The 17,929-nt window shown below is 35.9% G+C and carries 10 protein-coding genes; 8 read left to right on the forward strand and 2 right to left on the reverse strand.

The annotated features are described in order from the left end of the window. The first annotated feature begins 69 nt into the window (after positions 1-69). From thrA to BM296_RS13890, 8 genes are all read left to right on the forward strand, one after another. The gene (gene thrA, locus BM296_RS13855) at positions 70-2,511 is read left to right on the forward strand and encodes a bifunctional aspartate kinase/homoserine dehydrogenase I (protein ID WP_091903743.1); all 2,442 of its coding nucleotides are present in this window, start codon (positions 70-72) and stop codon (positions 2,509-2,511) included. Positions 2,512-2,534: 23 nt separating this feature from the next. Further along, positions 2,535-3,461 (forward strand): homoserine kinase, encoded by a 927-nt coding sequence (locus BM296_RS13860; protein ID WP_091903745.1) that lies wholly within the window; start codon positions 2,535-2,537, stop codon positions 3,459-3,461. Positions 3,462-3,500: 39 nt separating this feature from the next. Beyond that, complete coding sequence (gene thrC, locus BM296_RS13865; RefSeq protein WP_091903747.1) at positions 3,501-4,796, forward strand: threonine synthase; 1,296 nt, start codon at positions 3,501-3,503, stop codon at positions 4,794-4,796. 98 nt (positions 4,797-4,894) lie between these two features. Then, entirely contained in the window at positions 4,895-5,983 is a 1,089-nt protein-coding gene (gcvT, locus tag BM296_RS13870) for a glycine cleavage system aminomethyltransferase GcvT (RefSeq protein WP_091903749.1), read from the forward strand. Further along, positions 5,980-6,894 carry a glutaminase gene (locus tag BM296_RS13875; protein WP_091903752.1) on the forward strand — a complete coding sequence of 305 codons (915 nt, stop codon included), beginning with the start codon at positions 5,980-5,982 and terminating at the stop codon, positions 6,892-6,894. Before gcvT ends, BM296_RS13875 begins: the two co-directional genes overlap by 4 nt. Next, positions 6,891-7,718: a sugar nucleotide-binding protein gene (locus BM296_RS13880; RefSeq protein WP_091903754.1), complete on the forward strand. Its 828-nt coding sequence runs from the start codon at positions 6,891-6,893 to the stop codon at positions 7,716-7,718. The genes BM296_RS13875 and BM296_RS13880 overlap by 4 nt, the downstream gene beginning before the upstream one ends. 8 nt (positions 7,719-7,726) lie before the next feature. Further along, positions 7,727-8,026, forward strand: a complete 300-nt coding sequence (locus BM296_RS13885; protein ID WP_091903756.1) for a 4a-hydroxytetrahydrobiopterin dehydratase — start codon at positions 7,727-7,729, stop codon at positions 8,024-8,026. 98 nt (positions 8,027-8,124) lie between these two features. Continuing rightward, the gene (locus BM296_RS13890; protein ID WP_027067706.1) at positions 8,125-8,835 is read left to right on the forward strand and encodes a YebC/PmpR family DNA-binding transcriptional regulator; all 711 of its coding nucleotides are present in this window, start codon (positions 8,125-8,127) and stop codon (positions 8,833-8,835) included. 72 nt (positions 8,836-8,907) lie between these two features. Here the strand turns inward: BM296_RS13890 and BM296_RS13895 are convergent, their stop codons facing one another. Further along, entirely contained in the window at positions 8,908-16,320 is a 7,413-nt protein-coding gene (locus BM296_RS13895; protein WP_091903757.1) for a malectin domain-containing carbohydrate-binding protein, read from the reverse strand. 51 nt (positions 16,321-16,371) lie between these two features. Then, the coding region (locus BM296_RS13900) for an immunoglobulin-like domain-containing protein (protein ID WP_143099077.1) at positions 16,372-17,929 on the reverse strand (1,558 nt) is incomplete at its 5' end.

The raw sequence follows: 17,929 nt of genomic DNA on the forward strand, positions 1-17,929 counted from the left end.
AAACTATTTTTTCTCGTACCTGTGTTTAATTACACCATATCTTAATTACAAAGTCAATATTTCAATAACATGAAAGTTCTAAAATTTGGTGGCTCATCTGTAGCCAAACCCGAAAATATAGTTAAAATAAAAAATATAATCTCTACGTACAATGACCCTATCATTTTGGTTGTTTCTGCTCTAGGAGGTGTAACAGATTTATTGTTAGAAGCTGGGTCTTTAGCTTCTACACAAGATCAATCATATAAAGAAATTTTAACGACATTAGAAGAAAGACATTTATCTACTATAAAAGAACTATTACCTGTTACTGCGCAAAGTAAGGCACTTAGCAAGGTTAAAAGTGAATTCAATGTATTGGAAACATTACTGGAAGGCGCTTTTTTCATTGGAGAAATAACTCCTAAATTATCTGATAAAATAGTTAGCTACGGTGAACTTCTTTCATCATACATAATTAGTGAATATCTCATTAGCGAAAAATTAGATGCTGAATTTAAAGATAGTAGAGAACTTATAATTACCAGTAAGTTGAATGGTAAAAACACGGTGAATTTCACTAAAACTAATGCAAATTGTGCAGATTTCTTTAATTCATCAACTAAGAAAATTACTGTTTGCCCAGGGTTTATTTCAACTTCAGAAGATGGGGTATCTACTACATTAGGTAGAGGTGGTTCTGACTATACTGCCGCTATATATGCCGCATCCGTAGATGCAGATATTTTAGAAATATGGACAGACGTTAGTGGTATGTATACGGCTAACCCAAAAATGGTAAAACAAGCGAAGGCTATTCCGCATATATCGTATGAGGAAGCTATGGAATTATCGCATTTTGGTGCCAAAGTACTTTATCCGCCAACGATACAACCTGTATTATCAAAAGGCATATCTATCGTTATAAAAAACACTTTTAGTCCTGATGAAGCAGGAACATTAATTACCAAATCTAAGAATGAAAAAGGAAAAACAGTTCGTGGTATAAGCCACATTGGCAATATTGCACTATTATCTTTAGAAGGACCTGGAATGGTAGGTATACCTGGTATCTCAAAACGCTTTTTTGAAGTTCTCTCCCAAGCAGATATTAGTGTAGTTTTAATTACCCAAGCATCCTCAGAGCATTCTATATGTGTAGGTATTTCTGCAGATGATGTAGAGAAAGCAGTAAACATTGTTAATGAAGCTTTTGAATACGAAATTGAAAGAGGTCGCATTAAACAAGTAATACCTGAAAAAGATTTGGCTATTGTTGCCCTAGTTGGTGATAATATGAAAAGCCACCAAGGACTAAGCGGTAAAATGTTTAGTACACTTGGGAAAAACAATGTCAATATTAGAGTAATTGCACAAGGTGCCTCTGAAAGAAATATTTCATGCATCATTGATGAAAAGGATGTAAAAAAAGCGCTGAATGCCTTGCATGAAGAGTTTTTTGAGGAAAACATAAAACAACTTAACCTATTTGTAATGGGTGTTGGTAATGTTGGTGCAAAGTTTCTAGAACAAATTAAAGAACAACGAAAATTCTTAAAAGAGAATTTGAAATTAAACATTCGCGTAATTGGAATGTCCAATTCCAGAACTATGCTTTTTGATGAAAAAGGGATAGACTTAAATGATTGGTCAGCAAAACTTGCGGCAGGTGAAAAAGCCGACAAGGTTAAATTTTTAGAATTAGTAAATAGCCTAAACTATAGAAATAGCATCTTTGTTGATAACACAGCAAGTGAAGAGGTTTCTAAAACGTACAGCGAATATTTAAGCAATAGTATTTCGGTTGTTACTTGTAATAAAATTGCTTGTTCTTCTGCCTTTGAAAACTATTCTCTTTTAAAATCTTTAGCAAGAACATATAACGCGCCTTTCTTATTCGAAACTAACGTTGGTGCAGGCTTACCAATTATTGATACTTTAAAACACCTTATTGCATCTGGAGATAAAATCTTGAAAATTCAGGCTGTTCTTTCGGGAAGTTTAAACTTTGTTTTTAACAATTTCGATGACAAAACCACCTTTCATGATGTTGTAAAACAAGCTCAGGAAGAGGGATATACAGAACCAGATCCAAAAATTGATTTAAGTGGAGTTGATGTTATGCGTAAGATATTGATTTTGGCGCGTGAAAGCGGAAATCAATTGGAAATCAGTGATATTACTAATAATCCATTCTTACCTGAAGAAAGTTTAAACACAGCTAATAATGACGAATTTTTCGCTTCTTTAATAAAACACGAAGCTCATTTTCAATCATTATATATAAGTGCCAAAAATGCCGATAGCAAATTAAAGTATGTTGCTCAGTTTGATAATGGCAAAGCAAGTGTAGGCTTACAAGAAATACCTAAAGGTCATGATTTTTATAATCTAGAAGGCAGTGATAACATTGTATTATTTTATACGGAGCGCTACCCTAACCAACCTATGATCATCAAAGGTGCAGGTGCAGGTGCTGCTGTAACAGCTTCTGGTATATTTGCAGATATTATACGAATTGGTAATTTCTAAATTTCATAAAAGGAGTATTAATTATGAACCAAAACGAAATTAAAGTCTTTTGCCCTGCTACTGTTGCGAACGTTTCATGCGGATTTGATGTGCTAGGTGTTGCCCTAGACTCGGTCGGTGATGAAATGGTCATTCGAAAAGTGCCACAAAAAGGGATTAAAATTACTAAACTCACTGGGCAAGATTTACCAAAAGAAACCTTGAACAATGTTGCGGGTGTTGCCGGTAATGCTTTTTTATTGGCTTCGGATTATGATGGCGGATTTGAAATTGAAATTGATAAAAAAATAAAACCAGGAAGTGGTATTGGTAGTAGTGCCGCTAGTTCAGCCGGAGCTGTTTGGGCAATGAACCATTTATTGGGTAACCCGTTCAGTAAGACAGAATTGGTAAAATTCGCAATGGAAGGTGAACGTTTAGCAAGTGATGTTGCCCATGCCGATAATGTAGCCCCTGCACTATTTGGTGGTTTTACATTGGTACGTAGTTACAGTCCGTTAGATATTATTTCAATTCCAGCACCAACAGAGTTGTATGTTACCATAATACATCCGCAGATAGAAATAAAAACTTCAGATTCCAGAAAAATTTTGAAAACCACTATTTCTATGGAGACCGGAATTAAACAATGGGGAAATGTGGGCGGTTTAGTTGCTGGATTATTTAAAGAAGACTATGCATTAATTGGTCGCTCTTTAGAAGACCATATTGTAGAACCAATTCGTTCTATTTTAATACCTGGTTTTGACGAAGTAAAAAAAGTGTCAATAGAAGCAGGTGCCTTGGGATCTGGAATTTCAGGATCTGGTCCATCAATATTCGCATTTAGCAAAGGGAAAGAATCTGCATTAAAAGTTGGCAATGCCATGAAATCAGTTTATGATAAAATTGGCATAGCTTACGAAATACATGTTTCAAAAATTAATATGGAAGGCGTTAAACTTTTATAAGTTTAGTAGCACATACCTATAACAATAAAAATTTTCAGTTTGAAATTCTATAGTTTAAATAATACAGCACCCGAAGTTTCTTTTGATACAGCCGTAGTAAACGGTATTGCTCCTGATAAAGGTTTGTATTTTCCTGAAGAAATTAATCCGTTACCAATTTCCTTTTTTGAGAATATTGAAAGTTTCTCCAATGAAGAAATTGCCTTTAAGGCGATACAGCAATTTGTTTCTGGCATTGTTCCTAACGATGTATTAAAGGATATTTTAAAAGAAGTTTTGGACTTTGATTTTCCTGTTGTTGAAATTACACCTAACATTGGCACTTTAGAGCTTTTTCATGGCCCCACTATGGCATTTAAGGATGTAGGAGCTCGTTTTATGGCACAATGTCTAGGATATTTCTCTAGATCTACAAAAAATGAGGTTACCGTTCTCGTTGCTACTTCTGGTGATACCGGTGGTGCAGTTGCTAATGGTTTTCTAGGTGTAGAAGGTGTAAATGTTGTTATTCTATATCCTAGCGGAAAAGTAAGTGATATTCAAGAACGACAATTAACTACTTTAGGTAAAAATATTACTGCTTTAGAAGTAGATGGCACTTTCGACGATTGTCAAGCAATGGTAAAAAATGCATTTTTAGATAAAGAACTACTTGATGAAATGAAACTGACATCAGCTAATTCCATTAATGTAGCCAGATGGTTACCGCAACTTTTCTACTTCTTATTTGCTTACAAACAAGTAAAATCCAAAGGTAAAGAAATTGTGTTCTCAGTTCCTTCCGGTAACTTCGGAAATATATGTGCGGGGTTAGTGGCACAAAGGTTAGGTATGCCTGTTAAACATTTTATAGCATCAACAAACGTTAATGACACTGTACCGCAATTTATGCTTACAAAAGAGTACAATCCTAAGCCATCTACAGCTACCATATCTAATGCGATGGATGTTGGCGACCCTAGTAATTTCATTAGAATAAGACATTTGTTCAAGGATGATTTTGAAGCATTGAAAAAGAATCTTTCTTCTTATTCTTTTGATGATAACAATACTAAAGAGGCTCTAAAGGAAATTTACAATATAAGCGGATACATTGCTGATCCTCATGGAGCTGTAGGTTATTTAGGTCTTAAAAAATATCAACAGCAACATCCGGAAACTTACGGTATATTTTTAGAAACGGCACACCCAGTAAAATTCTTGGACATTGTAGAAGAAACACTTAATGAGAAATTAGAAATACCTGCTCAAATTCAAAAAGTGATGGGAAAAACTAAAATATCAATTAAGATTTCTAATTACGAAGGTCTCAAGGATTTTCTTTTAAAATCTTAGGCTTCTTTTAAAGGTTATTTTATTTTGTCAATTTGATGCTCAGCCTTAATGGCTTCTATTTATTTTCAATAAATTTGTATTGTCAATAAATATAGAACATGAAAAATACTGCGCTTACTGCCACACACGAATCTCTTGGTGCCAAAATGGTTCCTTTTGCTGGTTATAATATGCCCGTTTCTTACGAAGGTGTTAATGCTGAACATGAAACCGTACGTAATGGTGTTGGTGTTTTTGATGTATCTCATATGGGCGAGTTCTTAATCTCTGGTCCTACGGCATTAGACTTAATTCAAAAAGTATCATCTAACGATGCAACAAAATTGACTATTGGAAGAGCACAGTATAGTTGTTTACCTAATGAAACTGGGGGTATTGTTGATGACCTTATCATTTATAAAATTAAAGAAGAGCAATATTTATTAGTGGTGAACGCCTCTAATATTGAAAAAGACTGGAATCATATTTCATCATATAATGAAGAATTTAAAGCAGATATGACCAACATTTCTGAAGGGTATTCTCTTTTAGCTATTCAAGGACCTAAAGCTGTTGAAGCAATGCAATCTTTAACTTCTGTTAATTTAGCTGATATTAAATTCTATCATTTTGAAGTGGCCGATTTTGCAGGTATAGATAATGTAATTATTTCTGCCACAGGATATACCGGCTCTGGAGGATTTGAAATTTATTGTAAGAATGACGAAGTAAAACAAATATGGGATAAAGTTTTTGAAGCTGGAGCAGATTTCGAAATTAAACCTATTGGTCTAGCAGCTCGAGATACCTTGCGTCTAGAAATGGGATACTGCCTTTACGGCAACGATATCGACGATAACACTTCTCCAATTGAAGCAGGTTTAGGATGGGTAACAAAATTCAATAAAGATTTTGTAAACTCTGTAGCTTTAGAAAAAGAAAAACAACACGGAGCAGAACGTAAGCTTATTGCTTTTGAACTAGATGAACGTGGTATACCAAGACATGGTTATGATATTGTTGATGGTAACGGTAAAACTATAGGTGTAGTTACATCAGGTACTATGTCTCCTTCAATGGGCTCAGGTATTGGCTTAGGCTATGTTCCCCCAATATTCTCAGATATAGGTAGTAAGATTAATATTCAGATTAGAAAAAAAGCTGTACCGGCTACCGTAGTTAAATTACCATTTTACAAAAGTAAATGATAGATTTTCAAAGTATTCTTACATCAATTAACAAGGCTGCATCTAAAGAAAAGGATAGAGGTAAAATTGCAGATTACATACCAGAATTAGCTAAAATTGATCTAGAAAATTTTGGAATTCATCTTATAGATACTCAGCAGAATACCTACTCTGCCGGAAATTCTGATGAAAAATTTTCGATTCAAAGTATCTCGAAGGTTTTAAGCCTTTCTATGGCTTTAGGACTCATTGGAGAAAAACTTTGGGAACGTGTAGATGTTGAACCTTCTGGAGATCCGTTCAATCATTTATCGCTTTTAGAATTGGAAAACGGAATTCCTAGAAATCCGTTGATAAATCCTGGTGCTATTGTAATTGCCGATATTCTAGTTTCTCAATTAGAACATCCGAAGGAAGAATTTTTAGCTTTCGTTCAAAACATTGCCAATGACGATACTATAGCTTATGATGTTGATGTTGCAAAATCTGAAAAACGAACTGGATTCCGAAATTTTGCAGCTGCTAACCTTTTAAAATCATATGGTAATTTGAATAATGATGTAGACGTCGTTCTAGATTTTTATTTTCATCAATGTTCGCTTAGTATGAGTTGTGCGCAATTAACAAATACGTTCTACATGTTTATGAATCATGGTAAATGTAGAAGAAATAACACGTTCTTAACTACAACTCAGGTAAAACGTATTAATGCTATAATGTTGACTTGCGGATTTTATGATGAAGCCGGAGAATTTGCTTTTGAAGTTGGGCTACCTGGCAAAAGTGGTGTTGGCGGTGGTATTGTTGCCTTCTTACCAAATAAATTCTGTGTAGCAACATGGTCTCCGGGACTAAACCCTAAAGGAAATTCTAAATTAGGAATGCTTGCACTAGAAAAATTAACGACTGAAACTGAACTTTCTATTTTTTGAAATTAGACACTAAAAAAATATTGATTCTTGGCGGAAGCGGTTTCATTGGTAACGCGATTTACAAAGAACTTTGTAATTATTTCGATACTTATGGCACCTATTGTCATGCCGCAAATTCATACTCATCTAATAAACAATTTGTTCATTACAATTTAGAAGAAGATGATATTGTTGAAGTTTTAGAAGAGGTAAAGCCCCAAATAATAGTTTCTGCTTTAAGAGGAAATTTTGCCGCTTTGGTTATCGCTCACAATCATATTTTAGAATATATTTCAAAAGAAAACTGTAAAATTTACTTTATATCTTCAGCTAATGTTTTTGACGCTTACAGTAAATATCCATCTTACGAAATGGACAAGACATTATCTGAAAGTATATATGGCAGACTTAAAATTAAGATTGAGAATATGCTACTTAGACTCCCAAAAGAAAAAATGGCAATATTAAGAGTACCAATGGTTTTTGGCAATAGTTCGCCTAAGATTAAGGAAATGAAAAAGGCGATAATAGAAAATAAACCAATAGAAGTCTTTCCTAATTTGATATTAAATGTAACCAATGATGATAAGCTTACTCAGCAAATTCATTATCTTATCAATAGAAACAAAACAGGTATTTACCACTTAGGAAGTAATGACCTTACACATCACGAAGATTTTATCAAAGAAATCTTAGAGCGTGTAGGCAACTTTAACCCTATAATTAAAAGAGTCTATACCACAAATGAAGATCGGTATTTGGCAGTTTTACCTAAGACCAATAAATTGCCTAAAAATTTACAGTTTACATTTCAAGATATTATTGACCATCATGTTTTAAATTAGCAACTATTATGAAAGAAATTGAAAGATTTACTGACCAGCAAATAGCGGACTATTTGGGTCAACTTGATGGATGGGAATATGTGGATGGTGCCATAGAAACCACATTTGAATTTAAAAATTTCAAAGAAGCATTTTCAGTAATGACCCGTATAGCCTTTGAGTGTGAAGCTCTTAACCATCATCCAGATTGGAGCAATGTTTACAATACTTTAAATATCCGTTTAAACACTCACGATGCCAATGGTGTTACAGAAAAAGATTTTGAATTGGCAAGAATTATCGAAGGAATCATAGAAAGTGAATTTTAATAACCAACATTAATTTTATAAAAAGGATGTTCTGTAATTATATTTTGTATGATTTCTGAACATAACCCTTTTTGTACATTTGTTAAAAATAATTTACCATGGGAAGAGCTTTTGAATTTAGAAAAGCACGTAAAATGAAAAGATGGTCAGCAATGTCAAAAGCCTTTACTCGTATAGGCAAAGATATTGTGATGGCCGTAAAAGAAGGCGGACCAGATCCAGATTCCAATTCACGTTTAAGAGCTGTTATACAGAATGCAAAGTCTGTAAACATGCCAAAGGATAATGTAGAGCGAGCTATAAAGAGAGCAAGCGATAAAAGCCTTGGAGATTATAAAGAAGTCCTATTTGAAGGATATGCACCTCATGGTATTGCCGTCTTAGTAGAAACTGCTACAGATAATAATACCAGAACAGTTGCCAATGTTAGAAGCTACTTTAATAAATGCAATGGTAACCTGGGTACATCTGGTTCTGTAGAATTTATGTTTGACCATACGTGTAATTTTAGAATACCTGCAGAAGGTATTGACCCAGAAGAATTGGAACTGGAATTAATCGATTTTGGAGCAGAAGAAGTCTTTGTTGATGACGATGGAATTCTAATCTATGGTCCATTTGAAAGTTTTGGCGCACTTCAAAAAGAATTAGAAAATAGAGAAATAGAAATTTTATCATCTGGTTTTGAGCGTATTCCCCAAGTAACAAAATCACTAAATGAAGAGGAAGCTGCAGATGTAGAAAAACTTTTAGAAAAGTTAGAAGAAGACGATGATGTACAGAATGTTTACCATTCTATGGAAGAGTAATTATCCAATATAATTATATAAAGAAAGGAGACCAAAATGGTCTCCTTTCTTTTGTTTTCAGCCTCTAGATTATTATTGCCCGTCCTCAGGATATTTATCTCCTTCAATACTATAATTGTTCGCTAATACTGAAAAATCCAAAAAATTAACTAGTCCATCTCCATTATAATCAGCATTAATATCAAAACCAGCATCTTCTGGAGAAATATTATAACTATTCGCCAAAATACCAAAATCTATGAAATCTACAATATTATTACCGTCGCCATCACCCCCATTCAATTGACCTATATCACTAGAATTAACTCCTGATACTATAGAAATATTTGGTAATACCATTTGTAAATGTCTATCTGCTTTAATAACTAAGTCATATAAACCTGGTGCAAGTCCAGAAACTAAAAGTAGACCTTCGCTAGCTGTAATTGTTGTTGATAGGCTTGCGGTTGATGAACCTACTGGATATGCTTCCACATTAAAATTTACCTCAGTTGCCTCCCATGAAGGAATAGAGTATGTAATAGTCATATCAGTATTTATTACAGTTGAATCATATTCCAATACTACAATATTAGAAGCTAAACTATTTCCATTTGGGGATGTCGTAATAGCTAAAAAGTGATTAAGACCTCCATCTGGCGCATTGCCCGTACCTAATGTTTTTGTCAATACTACGGGAATAGCCCCATTACCTAATCCATCTAAAGTAATACTATATAATTCTTTTGCCATAGCCGAGTTCGCCTCAAATGGGTCAACATCATAACCAACTGTAGGATTTCCTGGATCAATGAATAAATGAGAATCTACTCTTAATAACTCTACGGTAGCATTAGGTTCTCCTGTTATACTTATTGTATGGTTTACATTACCAGTTACAATTGGTGTATTTAAACCTACTGCATTAATTATAGGTGCAGTAAGCTTATTTTCTGTAATTATAGCATCAGATCCACCCAATGAACCTTCATCCCATAAGGAGGATGTATATGATTGCCCGTTTGCAAAATATACGGTAACTTTTGCTCCAATTAGTTCAAAACCAGATATTGAACCTGAATCACCTGCACTTAAATCACCTTTAATGCTTGTAGGATCCATATCGGCTCCAAAATAAAACTTTTCACCACTATTAAAATCTGTGAAATCAACTGCCATACCATCATAGCCTTCTGCATTATCAATACCATTATGGGGATTAAAGAAAGGATCAATACATGCGTCCGTTACTGATTGCCCAACTACGGCAGACCCATCGCCTAAAGTTCCTGGAGTTAGGCATTTGGCTGTTGAATCTCCTGCCGTACCTATAGGGTCAAAAACAACATCGAACATGAAAGCTGTACTTGTTTCTATCTCTAATCTGGTAATATCTACAGCCCCAGTATTTTCTATAACGAATGAATTATTTCCATATGTACTAGCCGTTAACCCATCTCCAGCATTTACTTGTACAAACGCAGAGCCTATGCCTGTTTGTCCTGAAGAAACAATCCAGTCAAAATTTACGACTGATGATGCCGGTGGTGAACAGTTATCTGAAACCGAAACTTGCACTGCATAAGGACTTCCTGCGGAAGCACCTGCCGTTCCACCTTCAACTTGTATAGATTGTGCCCCATTAAGAGTACCTGTTGGTACCCCTGTACCATGAATATCAATATTTGTTAAACCGAAACGATCAATTTTATGACCCGCGGAGCGCTCAGCCATTTGAATTGGGTATGTTCCTGCATTTGGGAAATAGGCATAGATTGGAAAACCATTATTATCTATTGTCTTGGCATCCCATTTATTACCTCCTCCTCCACTTCTATATACTTTAAAGTATCCCTTGCTACCCGCATTTTCATTTCCGTGATCAGTTCTACCCTGTGCATTTCCAGCTGGGTAATAAAGCGTTTTCGAGCCACTACCAGAAAGTAATCCTTCTAGCTCAGAGGTACTACTTAAAGATCCACCTTGAACACTAAAGAAATGAACTTCAGATGTATTATCTATCTTAAACCAAGTATCATTTTCCTCGGTTGCATTTGTCCCTGTAAATTGAGATTTCATATGTAATCGATAAACACCCGGCGTCGTGATTTGAACATTATACGTTAAAATTTGACCTCCTGTTGCATTTCCGTAATTATTTTGACTTGCAACTAAATAAGATGGAGAACCTGTTTCAAGATTCCATCCACTTGGAGAATCCACAAAATCAGTTTCAGCCTCTATAATAACTAACCCATTATCTTCTATAAAGGCACCATCAACACCAGAGCCCCCTGTTCCTTGTTCAAGTATTCCACTAATAAGACCTGTCGAGGCATTAATTTGTAAACCAGCAGGTAAATTCGAAGCTGAATATATATAAGACCCACAATTGTCATCATCAGAAGCTACTACCTGTACATTTACAGCATCACCTTCAACATTATTTTTTGTTGATATAGATGTCAATGTTGGAGGTAAATTTCCAGAGAAATTCAAGGCTTTAATTTGAATTCCTTTTAAAGCCGGATTTTCAATCCCATGAATGAATTCTAAATCAATAACTCCATCAGACACTGTAGTAAAAGAACGTACAAATGCACCTTTAGGACCAGCTATTGCGTAAGGATCAATTGCTGTAAATATTGAAGGAACTACACCATCTACCGAAATATCAAATACCCTTTGATTGGCAGCTGTTATGCTTCCAAATAATTCTGCGAACAATAATGTTATCTCAACTTGAGTTCCTGCTTCAACTGGAAATTGCCATAGCATTTCTGGAATTGCCACAGCATCATATCGTTCAGAATTAAAAACTATTGGGTTTATTCCAGGAAATGCAGTCAAAGAAGGATCAGTAGTTATAACTGCGCCAGGGTGAGCACTACCTGAAGTTCCCAAATAAATGCTATTGCCTGTTGTACTCGCTGCCAAATAAGGAGAATTACCCTCTAAACCAAAGTTACTTTGGTCTGCTGCCCATTCTGGTAATGAACCATCTGATGCTGCAGACATTGGTCCTCCCACATTAACCCTAAAAAGCACTTGTTCTGTTCCACTTCCTGGTCCAGCTGTAATGGTCCATGAAAATGTTATTATTTGGGCATCATCGGAAATACTATCACTATCATCGACCGTTATTGTAACTGGATATACTCCGTTAGAATTAGGTCCTCCATTGGCAGCATTATTTGAAATGGTACCTATTATATCACCATTGGTAGGTTCAATATCTAAGCCTATTGGAAGTCCCGTGGCTGTATAAATCAAATTTCCATTACCACCTGTTGCGGAAACATCAATTAATGATTCTGTGCCTTCTTGATTTGTTTGGTTAGATATAGGATTAGCAACAATAGGAATTTGTATAACCTCAATATCACTTGATAAAACTTCAATAGCGGATAGTTTTGCATTATTAACAGTAGCTGTCATTACAATACTTAAAAAACCATCTGTAACATTAATATTTTGAAACTGCTTGATCACAGCAGAAGCATTACCTACATCATTAAATATATCATAATCAGATAATAATGTCTGACCTTCAATAGTTATATTAAAAACCCTTGAGCCAACTCCGCCATTTGCACTTGTAAAATATAACTCTGCTAATGCAAGGTTAACATTATAATTACCTGACTGTGCAACAGGGATTTCATAATTTAAAGTAGGTGCATATCGCTCTGTATGGTACAAAATATCGTCATCTGTATTTGCAATTGCTTTTTCATTTGTATAAACAGTTCCACCAACATAGTATTGATCAGCTGACCAAGTGTTACCCGAAGCATCAGTAAATTCGGGACCACCTGAGTTAATTCTAATAATCTCTGCCGGTACAGCAGACTCATCGAATTCTACAATTATATAGTTAGATAAATTACTTGTAGCACCATCATCGTCCACTACAACGGCAGCAAAAACTGCATAACCTGCTTCCTCATCTATATCGGTTAAGGTAACTGGAAAACTAACTTGACTAGAATTATCCGCAATACCATCATATTCTTGAATTCCAATTACGCTATTGATTTCCCAAGGGTCTATTCCATAACCTACATCTGCATAAGGTCCTGTTAACCCATTTAAAAAGAGACCAGCCTCCATTTGTAAAAGTGTCACATTTGCATCAACCGGAGCTGTAACTACTATAGTTTGATTTGCATTTGAAACAATACTTTTACTTGCTACACCTAGCATTTCTATTACCGGGGCATTGGGCAATGCATTTCTAACAATATTTACAGACTCACTATCAGAATCTGGTTGTGTTCTATATAATTCTACTGTCCATATTTCCCCTGTATCAAATGTAACAGTAACCGTAGAACCAGCTAATTCTAACCCTGAAACACTACCAGATTCGTTAGGACCAGGAGAACTCCCTCCCTTTATACTTATAGGGTCAACATCTAAACCAAATGCCAACTCTTCTGTTGGTTGAAAATCATTAAAATCAATAGATAGTCCATAAAAGCCACCTTCATATGCGTTCGAAAAAGTATGAGTAGTTTTACCTGTGGTAGTCGCTCCCCCTCCATTTGGAGTAAAGTCTTTAGAAGTACCATCGCCGGCATTTCCGTAAGGGTCAAAAACTACTTCTGGAATAATTGCTGTTGATAGATTAAAAGTAACATTAGTTATGTTTGCCCCAACTGAATTATTTTTTACATAAAACGAAGAGTTACCATAAGTACTACCATTTATACCACTTGTGTTAATTTCTACTAAAGCTGTTGTTTCTGATAAATTTTGTTCCACTACAAAATAATCCCAACTTGCTGAAAATTCAGGGGCTGCATTCGCTGAAGTGGCTAACGGGCCTGCCGCCAATGCACTTGGCACACCATTGATTGTATAGGTTCCGTGTATGGCATCTAACAAATCGCCAATTACCGTTATAGGATTACCTATATCTATTCGCGTTCCATTATCGGCTGAATAACTAGCTTGAACATTACCTGTACCAGGATCAATACTTAAATATAGCTTGAGACCGGTTGCAGATAGAATTCCGGGAGCATTCACAACTTGATCTGATGTACTTAGCCCATTATTTTCATAATATATTTGAAAAGCTGGTATACCTCCATTATTTCGTATGGTCAACTTTAAATAATTATCTTGGTCACCTGCACCAATAAAGATTCCATGTGCGGCATAGTTAAGTGGTGCAATATCATTAAAAAATGGACCATTAATTTGTCCTAAAACGGAAAATGAACCCGTTGCTATCGAAGAGTTAATAGGAAATTGAAAGGCATTTTTCTGTGTATTAGTAGCTTGATAAGCATCTCCATCTGTAACTGAAGGATCCGTATAAACACCTGCTGTTCCTCCAAAAACCAATTCATCTCCAATATCATCAATAAGATTAAAATAATCTTCATTGCCATTGGTCATTATACCTGTAAAACCTATAGTTCCAAAACCATAGCCTGTAGAATTAAACAAATCTAATCTAAAAGGAATATTTCCAATTCCACTTTTACCATTTTGCGGATCAAAACAAAAAGCATCATTTACATCTAAAATACCATCATTATCATCATCTGTATCACTAAAATCAGAACGCTTGAAACCATTAAATTCTACAACATCATCAAAATCATTAGGTTGACTGGCTCCAGAACAAGGATTACTACCACTAGCAATTTCATCTGCATTTGTATATCCATCACCATCATCATCAATAGTATCATCATCTAATCCATCACAAGACCCAGGATCTATTCCATTATAATCTGTTGGTTCAAAAATTGTAATATTATCGGCACCATAAGTTACCGCCCAAACTGTACCAGCAAAAGTATCATTATCACCTTGAGCAATTACATCTAGAGGATTTGACCCAAAACCAGATGCGAAAGTTGCACTGCCATTACTACAATCACCTACCGTTGAAGTACCATTTTGTGGTACAGTAGGACAATTCGTGGCTACCTTACCATCTGCACTCAATACCACCTTATAAATGTTACCGTTATAGGCTGCTAATAAAAGATTACCTTTCAATGCGTTATCAAAATTACTTGCGGTATATTCAGTTAGACCATTTGTAGAAGGACCATAGTTGGACAATGTATTATCATCTTGACCTGAATTTCTAAAATCCCCTTCAGCGGGGTTGGCCATAGAAATTGGTACTGGGGGCCAATCTACAGGAAGTGAATTAGCTGCAAAATTAGGGTCAGTTGAACTTAAAATTTGATTTCTAAACGTACCATTTACGTATAACCCCGCACCTGCAGGATTTGCTCTAATTGGTGCTGGATGTCCTCCATAATATTTTTCATTTGGCGCCGCATAATTGAAATCTCCTGATTCTAAGGTCCTAATGTAATGTAAACCATTCTTATTATTCACTTTATCATCTCCTCCAGGTCCTGTTCCATTTGAACCTGGTTCTCCGGAAATAAAATTGTTAGTTACGGTTGCAGTGCCTCCAACTGGAATTTCTGAAGTATAATCAGCCTCACCCTCCGGATGACCACCCCATCCCCCATTTGCTCCATTGTCTACACCATACATTTTCCCGGACTCTGTTAAGATAATATCATAAAGATTTCGAAAACCAGTAGCATGCAATTGAACTGGTCCCGTTAAATCTATCTTAGCCTGATTTAACCCATCATTTCCTCCAAATGGATCACCTGGATCAATTCCATTATAACCTGGTGCATTTATATCGTTTATTCCATTTACATTTGGTCGTGTTGGATCATCTAATGTTGGTAAGTCATATTTATATTTTGATCCATCTGACCATGTCTTCACCGGCATACTTTCGAGCATATTTAAATTGACTTTAATTATGGCCGCCGAGTATACATATTCCGTGGTCAAAGCAAAATTATTTGAAGGAGAACCAGCATTTGTATGTCCACCAATAGCTAAAAATAATGTATTTGTATTATCATCAATTTGAATACCATTAGTAGCATGGTTTTCTTCTGACCTTGGTAACCCTCTTACTAAATCAATTTTTTCCCATTGTGTACAAACATTATCAACTACCCCGCCAATACAAGTTAGACATGAAATCATACCCGAGTTAGTATCCAAACCACTATCATTGCCACCACCACCGGCTCCAATTCTAGGGTCGCTAGAACTAACATATAATTTTGGATTAAAAGCTGTACCTGAAACATATATACCTGTTACTTGCCTATTACCTTGACCATCGGCCAGTCCAGTAATATCACTATGATTTTGAATATTCTGAACCAAATTAATAGTTTCTGTAGATACAACATCATAATCATTTGGACCATTCCGGTCTATAGTATATGAATATATGGTTCCGTTTTGCTGAGAAACATATAATCGATCATCTGGTCCAAATTGAAGCGACGTTGGATTATTAGAAGATTCACCAGAAAGACCACTAGAGCCAAAATCTTGAGAATGTATCATCGTTGGTAAAGCAAATCCTAAACAAATCAAGATAAACTTGATTTGTTTAAAACTTACATGGGTTGGTTTGTTATTTTTCATAATATAAATCTTTATTATAGTATAGTGGTTGTGGGTATAAATTAGATCTCGTTATTGTCGTTTAATAACCATTTCTTCTTGAAATTGGTGACCTTCAGTATCCTGTGTTTTAATAAAATAAACTCCGACAGGTAGCTCTTGCAAATTTACTGGCTCACCTCTCTCATCAATAGCACCTCCTTTAATGGTTCTAATCAATCTACCTGTAACATCAAATATTTGAATTGTTTCTACAGTAGTAGGAATATCAAAACTTATGGAAGTTTCAGCAACTGCAGGGTTAGGGTAGACTATCATTTTGTTCTCCGGCATTTCTTTAGCCTTTGAAGTAAATGATGAACTAGGCAAATACTGTATCAACGTTGCTTTAGTTGACGTAGCACTATCGTCCACATATTGGGACACTCCACCCCTTCCACGGAGGTGGATACTTACAAGATCGTTGGCACCATCACTGTACACTTGCACACGAAGTGCATCTGCCTGGATAGGAAATTGCATCGATCCGCCCCATTCATAAATCCCTGAATCGATCCAACCTCCTTTTCCTTCTTCAAGAATGGTCCATTCATTGTTATGCAAGTAGGAAATCCGCCACATCGAGTTAGGCTGTGGTTGGTTAGGATAGGTACCTCCAAAAGTGATATAGTTGATAAGTTTGGGCGTAGACCAATTTACCTGCCAATTAAAACCATCCTCTGCACCAGGTCGTCCCAGATTGTCATATCGACCAACTCCATATTCATTGAAACGGGTAGGCGTAAAATAATTCTCCGCTACAGGATCATAAAGTATCGCTTCCAAAGTGCCTCTACCTCCATTAACAGTACCGCCAAGTACCGCATCGGGCAAAAGTGCAAGATTAATATCAGCATTAGCAGGGTTATTTGCAGAGCCCGACCCTTCAATAACATTGACAACTCTGACCACTTGATCTGCGGGGTTACCAGCCGCATCGACAACGTCATAGGTTACATTATAGACCCCTTCAATATCAGTATCCACTATATCCCCACCGATAACTATCGCTGAACTAAGATTTCCATCTACGTTGTCCGTAGCGGAAGCGCCAAGCTCTGTATATTCATCGCCTAAATTCAGGTTAATGGTCGAACCACCGTTTAATACAATTATTGGCTCAATTGTATCGGCACCACTGCTAGGTAGATACTGTATCAATGTTGCCTTGGTCCCGGTTGAGCTATCATCATTGTATCGCGATACCCCTCCTCTTCCTCGAATATGAATACTTATTAAATCACTATTGCCGTCGCTGTACAATTGTACCCTTAGGGCATCGGCCTCAATGGGGAACTGTGATGCGCCGCCCCACTCATAAATACCACTATCGATCCAGCCTCCACGACCTTCTTCGATAACGATCCAACTACCATTATGACGGTAACTTATTCGCCAAAGTGTATTTGGTTGAGGCTGATTTGGATATGTTCCTCCAAATGTTATATAGTTGATGCGCTTGGTCGAACTCCAATCTACCTGCCATTTGAAACCGTCATCAGCACTAGGGCGACCAAGGTTAACATTATAGAGCACTCCATACTCATTGTATCTTGTGCTTATGACATAATCGTCTTTAATAGGATCATAA

Source organism: Maribacter stanieri (assembly GCF_900112245.1).
In the GTDB taxonomy this organism is placed as follows: Bacteria; Bacteroidota; Bacteroidia; order Flavobacteriales; family Flavobacteriaceae; genus Maribacter; species Maribacter stanieri.

Coding starts and splice junctions, on each gene's coding strand:
- thrA (WP_091903743.1), top strand. CDS start 70: ATGAAAGTTCTAAAATTTGGTGGCTCATCTGTAGCCAAACCCGAAAAT.
- BM296_RS13860 (WP_091903745.1), top strand. CDS start 2,535: ATGAACCAAAACGAAATTAAAGTCTTTTGCCCTGCTACTGTTGCGAAC.
- gcvT (WP_091903749.1), top strand. CDS start 4,895: ATGAAAAATACTGCGCTTACTGCCACACACGAATCTCTTGGTGCCAAA.
- BM296_RS13875 (WP_091903752.1), top strand. CDS start 5,980: ATGATAGATTTTCAAAGTATTCTTACATCAATTAACAAGGCTGCATCT.
- BM296_RS13885 (WP_091903756.1), top strand. CDS start 7,727: ATGAAAGAAATTGAAAGATTTACTGACCAGCAAATAGCGGACTATTTG.
- BM296_RS13890 (WP_027067706.1), top strand. CDS start 8,125: ATGGGAAGAGCTTTTGAATTTAGAAAAGCACGTAAAATGAAAAGATGG.
- BM296_RS13895 (WP_091903757.1), bottom strand. CDS start 16,320: ATGAAAAATAACAAACCAACCCATGTAAGTTTTAAACAAATCAAGTTT.